This is a genomic window from Pseudomonas sp. CFBP 13710, from assembly GCF_014842235.1.
Lineage (GTDB): Bacteria > Pseudomonadota > Gammaproteobacteria > Pseudomonadales > Pseudomonadaceae > Aquipseudomonas > Aquipseudomonas baltica.
The window spans coordinates 1-14,473 of record NZ_JACYVJ010000005.1 but is presented as its reverse complement, the minus strand read 5'-3'; the positions used below and the strand labels follow the sequence as shown (position 1 = coordinate 14,473).

The 14,473-nt window shown below is 57.5% G+C and carries 19 protein-coding genes and 2 pseudogenes; 14 read left to right on the top strand and 7 right to left on the bottom strand.

The window, feature by feature from the left end; all coding sequences use genetic code 11:
- Positions 1-67: 67 nt before the first annotated feature.
- Both IFT44_RS13170 and IFT44_RS13165 read left to right on the top strand, forming a co-directional pair.
- Positions 68-454 (top strand): hypothetical protein, encoded by a 387-nt coding sequence (locus IFT44_RS13170; RefSeq protein WP_192176015.1) that lies wholly within the window; start codon positions 68-70, stop codon positions 452-454.
- 106 nt (positions 455-560) lie between these two features.
- Complete coding sequence (locus tag IFT44_RS13165) at positions 561-785, top strand: YgdI/YgdR family lipoprotein (protein ID WP_192176014.1); 225 nt, start codon at positions 561-563, stop codon at positions 783-785.
- Here the strand turns inward: IFT44_RS13165 and IFT44_RS13160 are convergent.
- Positions 763-1,680, bottom strand: a complete 918-nt coding sequence (locus IFT44_RS13160; protein WP_192137990.1) for a DMT family transporter — start codon at positions 1,678-1,680, stop codon at positions 763-765. The genes IFT44_RS13165 and IFT44_RS13160 overlap by 23 nt on opposite strands.
- 89 nt (positions 1,681-1,769) lie before the next feature.
- On the opposite strand from IFT44_RS13160, the gene IFT44_RS13155 reads away from it, so the two are divergent.
- A complete protein-coding gene (locus IFT44_RS13155; protein ID WP_192176103.1) occupies positions 1,770-3,101 on the top strand; it encodes an aminotransferase-like domain-containing protein in 1,332 nt (443 codons plus the stop codon).
- Positions 3,102-3,189: 88 nt separating this feature from the next.
- On the opposite strand, the gene IFT44_RS13150 is transcribed toward IFT44_RS13155, so the two are convergent.
- Positions 3,190-3,639: a hypothetical protein gene (locus IFT44_RS13150; protein ID WP_192053059.1), complete on the bottom strand. Its 450-nt coding sequence runs from the start codon at positions 3,637-3,639 to the stop codon at positions 3,190-3,192.
- Positions 3,640-3,847: 208 nt separating this feature from the next.
- Between IFT44_RS13150 and IFT44_RS21280 the strand changes: the two are divergent.
- Both IFT44_RS21280 and IFT44_RS13145 read left to right on the top strand, forming a co-directional pair.
- Positions 3,848-4,213: pseudogene (locus IFT44_RS21280) on the top strand (AraC family transcriptional regulator); the annotation flags it as partial.
- Positions 4,214-4,609: 396 nt separating this feature from the next.
- Entirely contained in the window at positions 4,610-5,197 is a 588-nt protein-coding gene (locus IFT44_RS13145) for a LysE family translocator (protein WP_192176013.1), read from the top strand.
- Here the strand turns inward: IFT44_RS13145 and IFT44_RS13140 are convergent.
- Positions 5,148-5,996, bottom strand: coding sequence for an AraC family transcriptional regulator (locus tag IFT44_RS13140; RefSeq protein ID WP_244647918.1), 849 nt, complete (start codon positions 5,994-5,996; stop codon positions 5,148-5,150). The genes IFT44_RS13145 and IFT44_RS13140 overlap by 50 nt on opposite strands.
- A gap of 280 nt (positions 5,997-6,276) precedes the next feature.
- Here IFT44_RS13140 and IFT44_RS13135 point away from each other — a divergent pair, with 280 nt between their 5' ends.
- The 9 genes and pseudogenes from IFT44_RS13135 to IFT44_RS13100 all read left to right on the top strand — a co-directional run bounded on the left by IFT44_RS13135 (position 6,277) and on the right by IFT44_RS13100 (position 11,614).
- Positions 6,277-6,537: a type B 50S ribosomal protein L31 gene (locus IFT44_RS13135; RefSeq protein ID WP_122713851.1), complete on the top strand. Its 261-nt coding sequence runs from the start codon at positions 6,277-6,279 to the stop codon at positions 6,535-6,537.
- A gap of 157 nt (positions 6,538-6,694) precedes the next feature.
- On the top strand, positions 6,695-7,027 hold the full coding sequence (locus IFT44_RS13130; protein WP_192058038.1) for a hypothetical protein: 333 nt from the start codon (positions 6,695-6,697) through the stop codon (positions 7,025-7,027).
- 108 nt (positions 7,028-7,135) lie between these two features.
- Complete coding sequence (locus tag IFT44_RS13125; RefSeq protein ID WP_122476208.1) at positions 7,136-7,588, top strand: hypothetical protein; 453 nt, start codon at positions 7,136-7,138, stop codon at positions 7,586-7,588.
- A gap of 282 nt (positions 7,589-7,870) precedes the next feature.
- Positions 7,871-8,452: a TetR/AcrR family transcriptional regulator gene (locus tag IFT44_RS13120; RefSeq protein ID WP_192058296.1), complete on the top strand. Its 582-nt coding sequence runs from the start codon at positions 7,871-7,873 to the stop codon at positions 8,450-8,452.
- A gap of 59 nt (positions 8,453-8,511) precedes the next feature.
- The gene (locus IFT44_RS13115) at positions 8,512-9,615 is read left to right on the top strand and encodes an alkene reductase (protein WP_192058036.1); all 1,104 of its coding nucleotides are present in this window, start codon (positions 8,512-8,514) and stop codon (positions 9,613-9,615) included.
- A gap of 98 nt (positions 9,616-9,713) precedes the next feature.
- Entirely contained in the window at positions 9,714-10,457 is a 744-nt protein-coding gene (locus IFT44_RS13110; protein ID WP_192058034.1) for an SDR family oxidoreductase, read from the top strand.
- Positions 10,458-10,520: 63 nt separating this feature from the next.
- Positions 10,521-10,907 (top strand): nuclear transport factor 2 family protein, encoded by a 387-nt coding sequence (locus IFT44_RS13105; RefSeq protein WP_192053041.1) that lies wholly within the window; start codon positions 10,521-10,523, stop codon positions 10,905-10,907.
- A 59-nt stretch (positions 10,908-10,966) separates the two neighbouring features.
- Positions 10,967-11,068: pseudogene (locus IFT44_RS21275) on the top strand (NAD-dependent dehydratase); the annotation flags it as partial.
- Positions 11,069-11,152: 84 nt separating this feature from the next.
- Positions 11,153-11,614, top strand: coding sequence for an SRPBCC family protein (locus IFT44_RS13100; RefSeq protein ID WP_192058032.1), 462 nt, complete (start codon positions 11,153-11,155; stop codon positions 11,612-11,614).
- Positions 11,615-11,666: 52 nt separating this feature from the next.
- Here the strand turns inward: IFT44_RS13100 and yfcF are convergent, their stop codons facing one another.
- The 4 genes from yfcF to IFT44_RS13080 all read right to left on the bottom strand — a co-directional run bounded on the left by yfcF (position 11,667) and on the right by IFT44_RS13080 (position 14,082).
- Positions 11,667-12,293: a glutathione transferase gene (gene yfcF / locus IFT44_RS13095; protein ID WP_192058031.1), complete on the bottom strand. Its 627-nt coding sequence runs from the start codon at positions 12,291-12,293 to the stop codon at positions 11,667-11,669.
- Positions 12,294-12,749: 456 nt separating this feature from the next.
- On the bottom strand, positions 12,750-13,193 hold the full coding sequence (locus IFT44_RS13090; RefSeq protein WP_122476218.1) for a hypothetical protein: 444 nt from the start codon (positions 13,191-13,193) through the stop codon (positions 12,750-12,752).
- Between the two features lie 262 nt (positions 13,194-13,455).
- The gene (locus IFT44_RS13085; RefSeq protein ID WP_192053035.1) at positions 13,456-13,713 is read right to left on the bottom strand and encodes a DUF3077 domain-containing protein; all 258 of its coding nucleotides are present in this window, start codon (positions 13,711-13,713) and stop codon (positions 13,456-13,458) included.
- Positions 13,714-13,875: 162 nt separating this feature from the next.
- On the bottom strand, positions 13,876-14,082 hold the full coding sequence (locus IFT44_RS13080) for a hypothetical protein (protein ID WP_192176012.1): 207 nt from the start codon (positions 14,080-14,082) through the stop codon (positions 13,876-13,878).
- Positions 14,083-14,473: the final 391 nt, after the last annotated feature.

The window sequence follows — 14,473 nt, the reverse complement described above, 5'->3', positions numbered from 1 at the left end:
AAGAATCCATTGGAAAATACGCTGCAATATCGGCAGCGACACCTACCGGCCCACACTGGATACACCCATGAAATACAGCATCCTGGCTTCGCTGTTGGCTTTGAGCCTGAACGCATCGGCCGCTCAACAGAGTCTTGATCTACCCAGTTGCGACATCAAAGCCCAACGCGAGCTGGTGGGAGAAACCGGCGGAAAGATCACCGACCCCCGACAAGCCCACATCTCGGTACGAGCCAACATTCTCAGCGCGGACATCGGCACCACGCGAAAGGCCCGCAAGATCAGCCAAGCTGAAGCCGATCGTATGATCGAACGTGTCGAAGCCGTCCGTCATCAAACCGACCAATTCGTACATCAGCAGGGCTTCTTGAGCGCAGCGGAAAAAGCCAGTTTCGACCGAGAGTTCGACAGCCTCGCCATGCAGTTGTGCAAGCAGAAGAGTCGGAGTGAATAGGTCGATGGTATGCTCACAACGCGTATAAAACGCCCGACTCACAACACCGCAGCTCACCTAAGAAGAGCATCCGCAACCCAGCGAATCGATCGAAGAAGGTCACCTCATGAAACTGAAAGCTTTTTACTATTGCACTGCTTTCCTGTGCGCGGCTACGTTGGCTGGTTGCTCCACCAACACGGTCGTCACGTTGCAGAACGGCACACAGTACATCACCAAGGATGTACCTGACGCCAAAACGAAAGACGGCTTCTATGAGTTCGAAGATGTTTCGGGCAAGCGGGTAAGAGTCAAGGCAGATGAAGTGGCTACCGTGAAGGAAGAGGATTGATCCTGCCGTAACGCCTGGCCCCGGCGACACAGAGGATCACCGCCACGGTGACGCCGAACATGCCAAGGCTGACCTGTTCGTGCAGCAGTACCGCGGCCAGTGCCAGGCCAAAAAATGGTTGAAGCAGTTGTAGCTGGCCGACAGCGGCGATGCCGCCCTGCACCAGGCCGCGGTACCAGAACACGAAGCCGATCAGCATGCTGAACAACGACACGTAAGCCAGGCTCAGCCACGCCGGTGTGCTGATGCCGGAAAACGAAGCGGGCGCCAACCATGCTGTCAGTGGCATCACGACCGGCAGCGCCAACACCAGCGCCCAGCAGATCACCTGCCAACCACCCAATGTTTTGGAAATTTTTGCCCCTTCGGCGTAGCCGAGGCCGCAGGCAAGAATGGCCAAGAGCATCAGAATGTCGCCGGTCGGTGAGGCGGTCAGCCCTTGGGTGACGGCAAACCCGACGACTATCAGACTGCCCAGCACCGAGAAAAACCAGAACGCCGCCCCAGGGCGCTCGCCACCGCGCAGGACGCCGAACGCGGCAGTCGCCAGTGGCAACAGGCCGACGAACACAATGGAATGGGCCGACGTCACGTGCTGCAATGCCAACGCCGTCAGCAGCGGAAAACCGATCACAACGCCCATCGCCACAATGATCAAAGGTAATAACTGCTGACGTGCCGGTCGCCGCTCTTTGAACAGCATGAGCAGGCACAGCGCGAGCACGCCGGCGATGGCTGCCCGTGCCACGGTCAGAAATACCGGGTCGAGTTCCAGCACAGCGATGCGAGTGGCGGGCAGCGAACCGCTGAAGATCACGACACCGATGAGACCATTGACCACCCCACTCGCGGGTTTTGCTGTCGCCTGGCTGTGCACGTCAGAGGTGCGTTCCATTGAGTGTCCACTCCATGTCGGGTTGCATGTAGCGCATCGTATGACCGACTATCGTGACAATCAAAAAATTGTCATGGATACACTTCGAGATGGCTCGTCCCCGGTACAAGTCCCTGGTAGATACCTTTGCAGCCGATATTCGCGCCGGACGTCTACCTCCCGGCGCGCGCTTGCCGACACACCGCCAACTCGCAGCGACCCATGGATTGGCCTTGGTCACCGCCAGCCGGGTGTATGCGGAGTTAGAAGCCATGGGACTGGTCAGCGGCGAGACCGGGCGCGGGACGTTCGTGCGGGAAACCTCACTGCCGCCCGGCCAAGGTATCGATCAGCCGGACGTTGCTGCGGGTGTGATCGACCTCAACTTCAACTATCCGGCCATGCCAGGTCAGGCCGACCTGTTGCGCAGTGCCTTGCGCCAGCTGGCGTTGTCCGGCGACCTGGAAGCGCATTTACGCTATCAGCCACATGCGGGTCGCCTGCATGAACGGGCTTCAATCGCCCGTCATCTGATTCATCGTGGCGTCACGGTCGATCCCGAGCAGATTCTGATTGTCAGCGGCGCCCAACACGGTTTGGCGATAAGCCTGATGGCATTGCTGAAACCAGGGGACGTGATCGCGGCCGATGCGTTGACCTATCCTGGCTTCAAGTTGCTGGCCAAGACATTGCACCTTGAAGTGCTGCCGATTCCTGTCACTGCTCAGGGGCCGGATCTCGATGCCCTCGCCTCGCTCTGCCGCCGTCGTTCGGTGCGCGCCGTGTACACCATGCCCACGTTGCATAATCCATTGGGCTGGGTGCTGCCTGCCGAGCAGCGCGAGCGGTTGGTGGGGATCGCTCGCGAGCATGACCTGATGATTATTGAAGACGCAGCCTACGCGTTTCTGGCGCAGGATCCGCCGCCACCCATCATTGAGTTAGCGCCTGAAAGAACGTTTTACGTGTCAGGATTTTCCAAGAACATCGCCACCGGCTTGCGCGTCGGCTTCGTCGCAGCCCCTGTGCATCGAGTGGACGCGTTGAAGCGCACGGTCAAGGCCACGACCTGGAACACACCCGGCGTCATGACCGCCATCATCTGCGCCTGGCTCGACGATGGCACGGTCGCCGCGCTGGAGACGAAAAAGCGCGCGGACGCGCAGGCCCGGCAGGCGTTGGCTGACACGTTGTTGTCAGGGTTACCGGTGGTGCGTCATCCCTCTTCGTACTTTCTATGGCTGCCGTTGGCGGAGGATGCAAGGGCGGATCAAATCGCCCTGGAACTGATGCGCGAGCATGTGTCGGTCTCGACGGCCGAGCCGTTTTCGATCTCGGTGCACGTCCCTCATGCACTACGGCTGGCACTTGGGTCGGTGAGCATGGACGCCCTGGGTGAGGCGCTGGGCACCGTAAAGCGGGTGGTGGGGGCGTATATCTGATCCCAGTTCACCCAGGTAAGAAAACGAGACACCACGTCGTCTACTCGACCGCCGAATGCGATATGAGGTGAGTTTGGACATGTGGCCATCAAACACGTTTGATTGCGTACATAAAAGCAAAAACAGCCAGGATCTTGAAAGTTGCCAAAAACCCTTTAAGGGCCAAAGAATACCACTCTGTTCCTTCAACACAGTCCATGCACTGCAGCGACGCAGGCGAGCTTCCTGACTTCTTGAACTCCAGTTCGCGGCAGTAGCCATAAAACATGAACGACCAGAGAAGCATGACCGCGCCCAATGCTTTGATCTTGTCTCTGGATGAGTAGATGACCTCTGGCTCAAGAAGGTAAACCACGCCTGCCAAGACAAAAATCAACATGCCCACATAAGCCATTTTTTTTCGGCATCTTGGCGACGCCCGAAAATTGTTGAATACATCGAAAGGATGAAATGTACGGTCCCTCTGTAATCTATCTTCGAGGGAAACCAAATAGCCGGAGCAAAAAGCAAGCATCCCAATAATAAGAACAAGGATCATATGAAGCCCCGCATTAGCAAAACTGGGCAGAACACCGATCTACCATTTCCCGATCAGGCTGTGGCTCCCACGACCTCAATACTAACACCGGTACCCGCCATCGGAATATGATGCGGCAGTGGTGTCAACGCCCCCTTCTCGCGCGATCTATCGCCCGGCTCGGGTGCTAAAATCCCTCGTCCCTGGACTCCGCCCGAGTGATGCACTCATGCTCCTGAATCTCGAAATCCGCAGCTATGAGTGTGAAAACCCTCATCACTCCCACGATCATGCTCAATTGGTCCTGCCGGTTCGTGGCCAGATGGAAATCGATGTAGACGGTCGCGGCGGGAGCATTGATCAGTCATTGGCCGCCGTGGTGAGGCCAGGCTCGGTGCACTCTCAGCTCAGCCGCGCAGACAGCTGTTTTCTGGTGCTGGACTGCGCGCCGGCTCTGCTGGAGACACTTCAGATGGAGCATCTGGCTCGAAAGACGTACGTACCTATCTCCCCTGCGACACGACGGCTCATCGAGTTCGCCGAGCTCATCGGCAACAAGCGACTAGCCTTGGACGCTCCACAGTTGAGCGTCTTGCACGGCCGTCGCCGCGAGCTTCGATCAGACCAGCATCGACCAGCTGACTCAGCCGCCGCTGCGCGGTACGTCGGGCTAGCTGAGGATGCTGCGCAAGGATCTCTGCCAATGTCAGGCCAGACGCCGATTCAAGGATGGTTTCCTTCAGAGCTTCCAAATTTGGCATAGTGTTTTGGCGCGATTCGAAACAAGGATGGCGCAATTGTGGCGCGATTTCGAGAATCGCGCCAATTTCTGGCGCGATTTATGGCGCGATCTGCAGAATCGCGCCAACTGTCTTGGACGTTGCAGGAAACCAACACCGGCAACGACAGCGTCCGGGAGCAATTTCCTTCAATACAGCCCCTCCCATGATCTCTACCGTCAGTGCTCCCTCGCCCGTTTTGAAGGTGCCTGATGAGTATCGTCGTTTCCATGGCCGTTTTTGCACTGGCCTCTTCCATAAGCCCCGGCCCGGTCAACCTGGTCTCTTTGAGTTGCGGTGCCCACCACGGACTGCGGGCCGCCCTGCCCCACGTCACGGGGGCGACTCTGGGGTTCATCCTGCTGCTTTTGCTCATGGGCCTGGGACTGCACGAGATGCTGAACCGCTGGCCATGGTTGACGCAGCTGATTCGCATGGCCGGCGTGATATTCCTGCTGTACCTGACCTACAGACTGGCAAGCAGTGACGGGCGATTGGACACGGCGCACGTGCAGACCCGACCTTCCGCCTTCACCGGCGCGCTGATGCAATGGCTCAATCCGAAAGCGTGGCTCGCGTGCCTTGCAGGCATGGGCGCCTTCGTTGCCGATGGCGATGTGCGAATGGTGTGGATGTTCGCACTGATCTATCTGGTGGTCTGCTGGCTATCACTGGCCAGTTGGGCCTGGGCCGGTGCCTCGTTGCGCGACTATTTGAGCAACACTGCCAGACTGCGCGGGTTCAATCGCGTCATGGCCGCGCTGCTCGGGGGCTGCGCCGTGTATCTATTGCTCGAGTAGGCACACCGCGATAGTGCCCTGGCGTCGTCGCCAAGGCGCGCTTGAACAGCCGCTGCAAGTGCGCTTGATCCGCAAAGCCAACGCGCGCCGCGACCTGGGCGATGTCTTCCCCCTGGCGCAGGCCATCGCGGGCCAGCTTGAGGCGGCAATCAATCAAGTACCCATGAGGCGTAAGCCCATGGCACGCTTTAAACGCGCGGATCAGATAGGAAGGTGAAAGCTGTACGGCCGACGCTATATCCTCCAGCCGCAGTGCATCAGCGCAATGCTCACGGATGAATTCCGCTGCCTGGGCCATCTTGTGCGGTTCACTTTTGGCGTCATTGCTGACCGGCTGCAACCGCGCCACCAGTCGCTGGAAGAACCCCAGCGTTGCACCCTGCATGATGTTTGGCGGGCAGTCGCTGGCCGTGAGCGTGCGGTACAGATCGTCCAGCTCGTCAAACAGACTGACGTCGGCGCTATAGGTCTGCGCAAAAGGCACGAAGTCTTTTTGCGTACCGGAACCCGGCTGTTGCAGCGTCGCGAGCCACTGGGCATCCACGTAGAACATGCGGTATGCCCAAGGCTGTTCGTGCACGGGATTGCAGGCATGCACCACACCGGGGTTCATGAGCACCACGCTGCCGGCACTGATCAGGCGGCTACTGTCGCCGTTCAAATAAGTGCTCTGCCCCTGCATGATCGCGCCAATGGAGAACGTCGAATGAGAGTGGCGCGCGTGGCTGAACGTGCGACCGTCCTCGACGTTGCGGATTTCCAGGTGTGCGAGCGCAGGATGACGCCAGTAGTGAGACATAGGTCCTTCCATCCCGTGGGGCTGGCATGCAGAAAGGGGCAGCGTTGCCGTTGGGCACGATTCAGCTTGATCCTGAGCTTATACCGAGGGTCGGCTCTCGGCCAACTGCCGTCGTGAGGGCAATGAAGGAGTAGCGATGCTAAGCCGGCGCACTCATTGCTGCTGCGTAATAAGCACGCCGCTGGTGCGACCCTAAAAGAGATCAGCAAGTGAGTACTGGAAAAATCAGCTGCCAATATGTTACGGTATAACATATTACTACTCACCTGAGGCAATGACTATGAAACCCGGAATCCACCCTGACTACCGCACCGTCCTGTTCCACGATACGGCTGCGGACGTCTATTTCCTGATCGGTTCGACAGTGGAAACGGATCGAACCCAGACCCATACGGATGGCAACGTGTACCCGTATGTCGCCCTCGATGTCTCGAGTGCTTCACACCCTGTCTACACCGGCCAGGTCCGCAAGACACAGGCGGAAGGCCGTATTGCCGGGTTCAACAAGCGTTTTGCCGGTTTCGCGTCGAACAACAAGTGACCCCTCATAACCTGTGTCGTGAAGCCAGTGCGCCCCGCTGGCTTTGGTCCTGGCGACACGTCCACTCGGCTGCACGTCACAGACCGTCGTGCCAAGCCCTCTATCGCGACGGTATGCAGTTAGACTGTGCACACATTTCAGGTATGGATCCCGAGCCGTGAGCGTGATTCTGATCAGCATTGTGTGCATCATCTTCTGGACCACTGTGTCATGGCTCTCAGGCACTGCGGAGCCGTGGGACGCAGCGGGTTACTGGACCACTGTCTATCCAGCGGCGCTGGTGCTGTCAGCCATTCTGGGGGCAATTTTTCTACGCCTGAGCCTGATAGCAGGCGCGATAGTCATGTTTGCCCAACTCCCGGTGGTCGTAGTGTCTGCCGGCGTTTCGCCCTTGCTGGCTGTGGGGGTCATCTATGTCGCTCTCCTTTCCATCCCTGCAATGATGATCTCCTGGGTGTCCGGAAAACTGCGGCTTTTTTGCAGCGGTTGAGTAGCGGCAGGCTGCTGGCCCCTCTGCTCGGAATTGATCCTTACAGTATCGGGTGATGAGGCATCGGAGATGCTTCGATGGCCAATATCCTCGATTAGGAGATGCGAGATGAAGGATCAGGACAACCATGCGCTGGTGAGCACGTTGATATTCCCCATTGCTCCCATCGTGGTGATTTTCGCGCTTTCGGCTCTCTGCGCAGATATGTGGCACGCAGCCCATTACACGCCAGGCGAAGATGGTGGTGAAGCTGAGCCTGCCATGGCGCTTATTCTGATACCGCTGCTGCTGACGATTTTCGCCATGGTCCTTGCAGGAATGACAGCACTCAATCGCTGGGTCGCCCGACGGTTCGCTCCGGGCGTCTGGTGGCGCCTCGCAATGGCCATTCCGCGAATGCTGCTGGCGGGCCTTTCACTGCTGCTTTTTCTCGTCTCCGCTGGTTTCTTCATGGGCGACGTAACGGCCATAGGACACTGGCAGGTAGTTTGCGCCTGGATTGCCTGCCTCATCGTAGTAGCGACGTTCGTTGTTCAGCAGTATCGCCGCCTGACTGAATGAAAATCGGACGTCGGCACCGCCGACGACTTCGTAGCGGCGGGTGGTTCTTCGATCTGGAACAGTCGAGGCGAAAGCCTCTGCAGTGCTGGTGCAGAGCATGAAGCGTTGATTGCGTATGACATGGAGACTGACGAAGTGGGTGTTTTTAGCCTGGTGTAAAACCCCACACTTGATGTCGCGGCAAAGGCCATTGCGGATTACCTGCGCGCAAGCCCGGCGATACCACTGCACAGAAAAATTTTGTAGACGACCGGTCGGTATGTGTTTACCATGCTGCCCATCATGAAGAAACCAGCTCAAGACATGCGGCAGCACATCATCGATGTGGCTCGTTCGCTGATGACCAACAAAGGCTATACGGCCGTTGGCTTGGCCGAAGTGCTGAGCACGGCGGGTGTGCCCAAAGGGTCGTTCTATTACTACTTCAAGTCGAAGGAAGAATTCGGCCAGGCTTTGCTGGAAGAATATTTCTCCGAGTACCTGGGCCGCGTGGACGCGCTCATGGCAAAGCCTGGAAGCGGCGCCGAACGCTTGCTGGCCTATTTCAACTACTGGACTCAAACCCAAGGCACTGACCTGCCCGAGGGCAAATGCCTGGTGGTCAAGTTAGGCGCAGAGGTCTGCGATTTGTCTGAAGACATGCGCGCTGTGCTCGAAGTCGGTACGGCGAAGATCATTCAGCGCATCACAGCATGCGTGGACATGGGCGTAGCCGACGGCAGCATTCATCCAGAAGGTGACCCTGCAGCCTTTGCTGAATCACTCTACCAGCTATGGTTGGGCGCCTCCCTGCTGGTCAAGGTGAACAGATCCACAGAGTCCTTTTCAAAAGCTCTGATCATGACCAAGCGCTTGCTGCACTAGTACGCGCTTTTTATTTACCCAATTCAGTAGACGACCGGTCCACTACTAAGGCTTAGAACATGAACGACATCAGCAATACCACTGACCTGTTTTCTCCCGTACGCATGGGTGCCATCGAACTGGCTAACCGCATTGTCATGGCGCCCGTCACCCGTAGTCGTTACGGCGAAGCAGGTATCCCCACTGAGTTGCACGCCACTTATTACGCTCAGCGGGCCACCGCTGGATTGATCGTGGCTGAGGCGACCAACATCTCGGCTCAAGGCCGCGGCTACGCGGCGACCCCTGGCATCTGGAGCGAGGAGCAGGTAGCGGGATGGAAAAAGGTCACCGATGCGGTGCACGCTGCAGGTGGCAAGATTGTCAGTCAGCTCTGGCATGTAGGGCGCTTTTCAAGCGTCGACCTGCAACCCAATGGCGAGGCGCCGGTAGCACCTTCCGCTATCCAGGCAGAGGGTAATACCTACACAGCCGATGGGTTTGTGCCTGTGTCCATGCCGCGAGCGCTCGAAACCGACGAGATTCCCGGCATCATCGAGCAGTACCAACACGCGGCCAAGAATGCCAAGCGCGCGGGTTTCGACGGTGTAGAAGTGCATTCGGCCAACAGCTACCTGCTGGACCAATTCCTCCGCGATTCCACCAACCAGCGTACAGACCAGTACGGCGGGTCCATCGAGAATCGCGCGCGTCTGACCCTTGAAGTGACCCGAGCAATCGTCGATGTCTGGGGCAATGACCGCGTAGGCATTCGCCTGTCACCGGTGACACCGGATGCGGGAAACACGCCACCGGACAGCAACGTCATGGGCCTTCACGGCTACCTTATCCAACAGCTCAACGCGCTGGATCTGGCCTACCTGCATTTTGTCGAAGGGGCCACAGCCACCTCCCGAGAAGTGCCGGAAGGTGTCGACATGGACGCATTGAGTGCCCAGTTCAATGGTCGGTTCATTGGCAACAACAACTACGACCTGGAGATGGCGGTCGAGCGGCGTGCAGCGGGCAAGATCGACGCTGTGGCATTCGGCCGCCTGTTCATTTCCAACCCAGACCTCGTCGCGCGCCTGCGCCACGGTGCCGAGCTGACCATCGCGCCTCGTGAGTCGTACTACGGCGGTGGCGCCGAAGGCTACACCGACTGGCCATTGGGTAATTACTAAGACCAGCACTTACCTACTCCCCTGCCCGGTTCATCTGGCACTCCCCAACGGTTAGTACGCGCCACCTACGCGGGAACACCGCCACAAAGGAACACGACATGAATTACCTGGACAAGAAAACCGCCATCGTCACTGGCGCCTCTTCTGGCATTGGAGCCGCCACGGCTAGAGCGCTGGCGGCCCATGGCGCCAACGTCATCGCCGCGGCCCACGAAGAAGCGGGCCTCGTCGTTCTGGTCAGCGAGCTACGTGCCGCCGGTTATGAAGCGGTGAGCTACGTAACGGACGTTACCTGCCCAGAGCAAACACTGGCGATGGCCCAGTTCGCCAAGGACACCTACGGCTCAGTGGATATCTTGGTGAACAACGCAGGCCTGATGCTGTTTTCCAACTGGGTCGACCTCGCCACCCGCGACTGGAACGCCATGATCGATGTGAATATCAAGGGCTACCTGAACGCCATCGCGGCCGTTCTCCCATTCATGATTCAGCAGAAGTCCGGACAGATCTTGAACATGGACTCAGTGGCAGGGCATCAGGTCGGCCCAGCCGCCGGTGTCTACAGCGCTACCAAATTCTTCGTTCAGGCTATGACTGAATCCATGCGCAAGGAGTTGGGTGTGCACCACGGCATCCGCGTCAACACCGTAAGTCCAGGCGTGATCAATACCGGCTGGGCCGACAAAGTGACCGATCCCGAAGGCCGCAAAGCCGCCAAGGCGCTGAATGAAATCGCTATCGCGCCCGAGGACATCAGTCGCGCGGTGATCTACGCACTCAATCAACCAGCCAACGTAACTGTGAACGATCTGATCATTTCGCCGACGCGTCAGGACTGGTGATCGGATTATGCACGTCGATGTAACCCAGTGATCCGTCGAATCCAACTTCAGGAGAAACACCCTATGAGCAACAACATCAAAGCCGTGCCAACCAGCGATTACAACGCCGTCATCGAAACCGCCAGCAACTATGTCGAAGGCTTGCGTGCAGGCAGCGTTGCCATCATCGCGGAAGCGTTTCATAAAGACGCCGTGATGTACGGCTTCACCAACGGTCAACTGTTGGGCGGGCCGATCAGCAACCTGTATACGTTCGTCGAAACCAACGGCACGGCGCCAGACATCAGCACTCGTCTGGACGTGCTGGCTATCACTCCGACCACCGCTGTCGTACGCGTCGATATGGAAAAAGACGCGATCGGCGCTGACTACAACGACTACCTGACGTTGATCAAAATCGATGGTGCCTGGAAAGTCATTGCCAAGGTTTACCACCAATTCGAAGGCTGACTGCGCAGGCCTGTGCCGGTGCAAGCCGCACCGGCACTTCCCCACAACAGGAGCAACCCATGTCCAGAGTTTTTGTCATTGGCGCCGCCGGTAAAGTCGGCAAACGCCTTGTCAGTCTTCTTGTCAGCAACGGTCACGACGTAGCCCCACTGCATCGGCAGCGCGTCGATTGATTTGGCTGCAAGCACGCTCAGCCAACGATAATTTTTAAAGATATGGCTTTGAAGGCTTTTGGAGTTTGATGTATGGCAACAGTTGAATACAGCGCCGTTATCGCAACCACTGCAGAACACGCCTGGAAAGTGCTAAGAAACTTTGGGGAAATAGCCCAATGGCACCCGGCAATCAATGAAAGCAGCCTCGAAGATGGGCAATCAGAAAGCACGATTGGCTCAGTCAGACGGCTTGATCTGGCAGACGGAGGCGTTCTTCGCGAACGCCTTCTGGTACTGGATAACCCCCAGATGCGCTTAACATACAAATTCGAAGAATCACCTCTACCGCTCGACAACTATCGAGCAGACGTCAGGGTGATCAAGGTCAGTGGAGAGCTTCAGTGTGTCATTGAATGGCGTGCGAGCTTCGACGTCCGCGATGCAGAAATGACTGCCCACTTTGAAGCGCTGATCACCCGGCTGGTCGTGGATGGCCATGACAGCCTGGTGCTGTACCTCGCTCAGTCACCGCCGTGTAAAGACGGGCACTGAAGCCAGCCGGTTTGAAGGACTACTGATGCCCCATCACCGGCCAGCCTGCGATCTAAAGCGGCGGGCGCTCGAGGGCGACCCAGGCCTGCACGCTGGGGCGCTGCCATTGACGTTGCGCATACTCCACCAACGCTGAAGGCACAGCATCGCCATTGAGTATCAGCCGGTTGAGCATGAGCGCCAGATCGACATCCACTATCGACCATTGGCCGAAAAGATTTTCTGCGCCGTCTTTGAGCAGCGCTTGCGCCGTATAGAACAACTTGTCCGCTGACTCACGAGCCGTCGGCGACAAAGGGCCATATTGCTGACCATAGAACACCCCAGCAGTGGAGCGCTCCTGCCTGATGGGCAGCAGATCGCTGCGAATCCAGGCCTGAACCTGCCGCGCCTTCGCCAGTAGCCGAACGTCTTTCGGATAAATCGGCACTTCGGGGTAAACGCTTTCGAGATACTCCGTGATTGCTGAAGATTCCGACAAGGCAAAATCTCCATCCACCAAGGTTGGGACCCTCTGGGTTTGCGAGAGAACAGCGTAGGCATCTGCCTGGTGTTCAAGTTTCTGCAGGTCGACTGCGCTCATCGCAAAATCGATGCCTTTCTCGCGCAGTGCAACAAACACCGACAGGGCATAGGGGCTGGTGAACTGCGAATCGACGTACAAGTGCAAACGGCTCATGGACTGATCTCCTTATGCAGAAGACTCCACGCTACGAGATTAAGCAGAGAGAGGGAAATCAATGATTTTCATGGGGGTATTCTTGGTAGGAATGGGCGGTGTTGGGGTGTTGGTCTGGATAGGCTAGGGTCTGGGTCGATAGTACCCAGACCACGCGTTTATCGGCTCAGGCGAGTACCGGCTCGGTGCGGACCATGGCAGTCTCGAGGTACGAATCAAGCGTCCCAGTGGCTACGCGATTCCAGACCAGGCGTTTAAAGGTTGGCACAAGTGACAGCTTGTTTGATATCATAGCCTCGTCAGCACAGACCGGAACCTTCGCTTGAAGGGGTGTTGATTTCGGAGCGAAAGCTCTCCCAGCCAGTGTGCGGGATAAGGCGCAAGCCGAAAGAACAGGCCGATATTGAGACACGCAAAAAGCCCCTGTGCGTAAGCACAGGGGCTTTTTGCTTCCTGTCACACCGACTTTCCTTTATTGCGCATCTCCAGTACGTAACGCGTGTTGAATGCTTTCCCTTTGGGCAGCGAGTGGCGACCCCAGGTATCAACCTCATAAGCGCTGATGACGTGCATTCGCAGTAGATTCGTCGTTTCGGCGGGCTTGGTGATGGAAAAGAAAATCGCGTAATCATGTAGATCCAGACAAAAGTACCTCTGGCCACTGTTCTTGCTGTTATGCGGCACTACCATTCCGGTATAGAAGCGGCGCTCTATGTAGTCACGCAGCTGGGTGCTGCAGTGGTACCGCGAAGGGCAGAAATATCTATGTTCATGCTTGTGCCGCAGCGGCTCACCGTTGCCTTTATCGTCCGTGAAGCAATGAAAGCCGAATTCGAAACGGACGGTCAGCTGGTTACCAGCCACCTCGAAGGTCATCTCGAACGGCTGCAAATGCGCCATACTCTTGGTAACACCGTTGATGACCAGATGATTCCATTGCATGTTCAGTAGCAGTCCAAGCGCCCTGTGAGGCGGGCATTGTATCGTTGCTGAGACAGATTGCATTCCGCGTCCAGGTAGACCTTTCCAACCTACCGAGATGAGCCATCACTTGATGCCAGAATATCCCTGCGGTTGGCATGCCGTGTGGCTGCTTTGGCTGCATTGCGAGACTTGTGTTTGGCGCGATCAACAGAATGAATCGCGCCAATCTCCTTCCAAGTCACTCACCGCGAATCAACAACGCATCTACCAATGCCTTCGCCCCCTCGATGCAATGCACCGTGGCGCCAACCAGTCCTGGATCCACCACCCGGGCATCGCACATTTCAGATGCCGAAGCATGGGCGCACGTCAGCAGATGGGACAATTGCGTCAAGGCATCTTCCAAGGCAACACCGGAGTTAACACTGAATATCGGCTGCTGGTCCGAGCCATGGCGGCCGAACGGCAAGACGTTGGTTTCCGTGATTTCGATCATGGTCAATCTCCTTATCTACAATGAACACGCCAACAGGCTTAACTACAGGCAGGCACCTGTGGAAGCGGGCCCTGCCCACAGGCAGGCATCTGTGGGAGCGAGCCCCGCCCACAGGCGGGCACCTGTGGGAGCGGGCTCTGCCCGCGAATGCCGCGCCGCGGTCTATGTCCGCCAGAACTGCCAAAAGCGCCGCGGCGGCTGACTCTCGCGCTGCGCATTTCTCCGCGCCTGCTCCATCAACGCACGCTGACGCTGGAAACGCTCGGCCAGCACACGGCCATCGGTCTCAGAAAAGTCTGTTGCGAAATGAAACAACGGGTGATCGGAAGGAAGATCGACAACGGGTGGATCGGGGGTCGGCTTGACCATGATGCAACTCCTGACGGCTCGATTGAACCGCCACCTTCCGCTGCTAAACGAAAAGGGTGGCAGCTGTACGCGGGTTAGCAGACCGGACCGTCAGGCACCCGGCGCACCCGAAGGTGCCCCACGCACAGCCGCCATAGATCGACACTGTAGGCGAAAAAAAACGCCGACAATGGGTATGGAGGCGCTGTACGCCTGACGAATTGTTCGAGCTGCTAAACCCGGTCGCTGAATTGGCAGCGACGGGTGTGAGGTTAGCGGAGGTGGTGGGGGAAGGCAAGGTTGGGGGGGGAAGGCGTTGCTGGTCCCAGGCGATGGTTGAACGACCGCTTTCGGCCAGAAGCAGACAACAAACTACACTTTATCGAAGATCTCGCTACAGGTAAGATTTGAC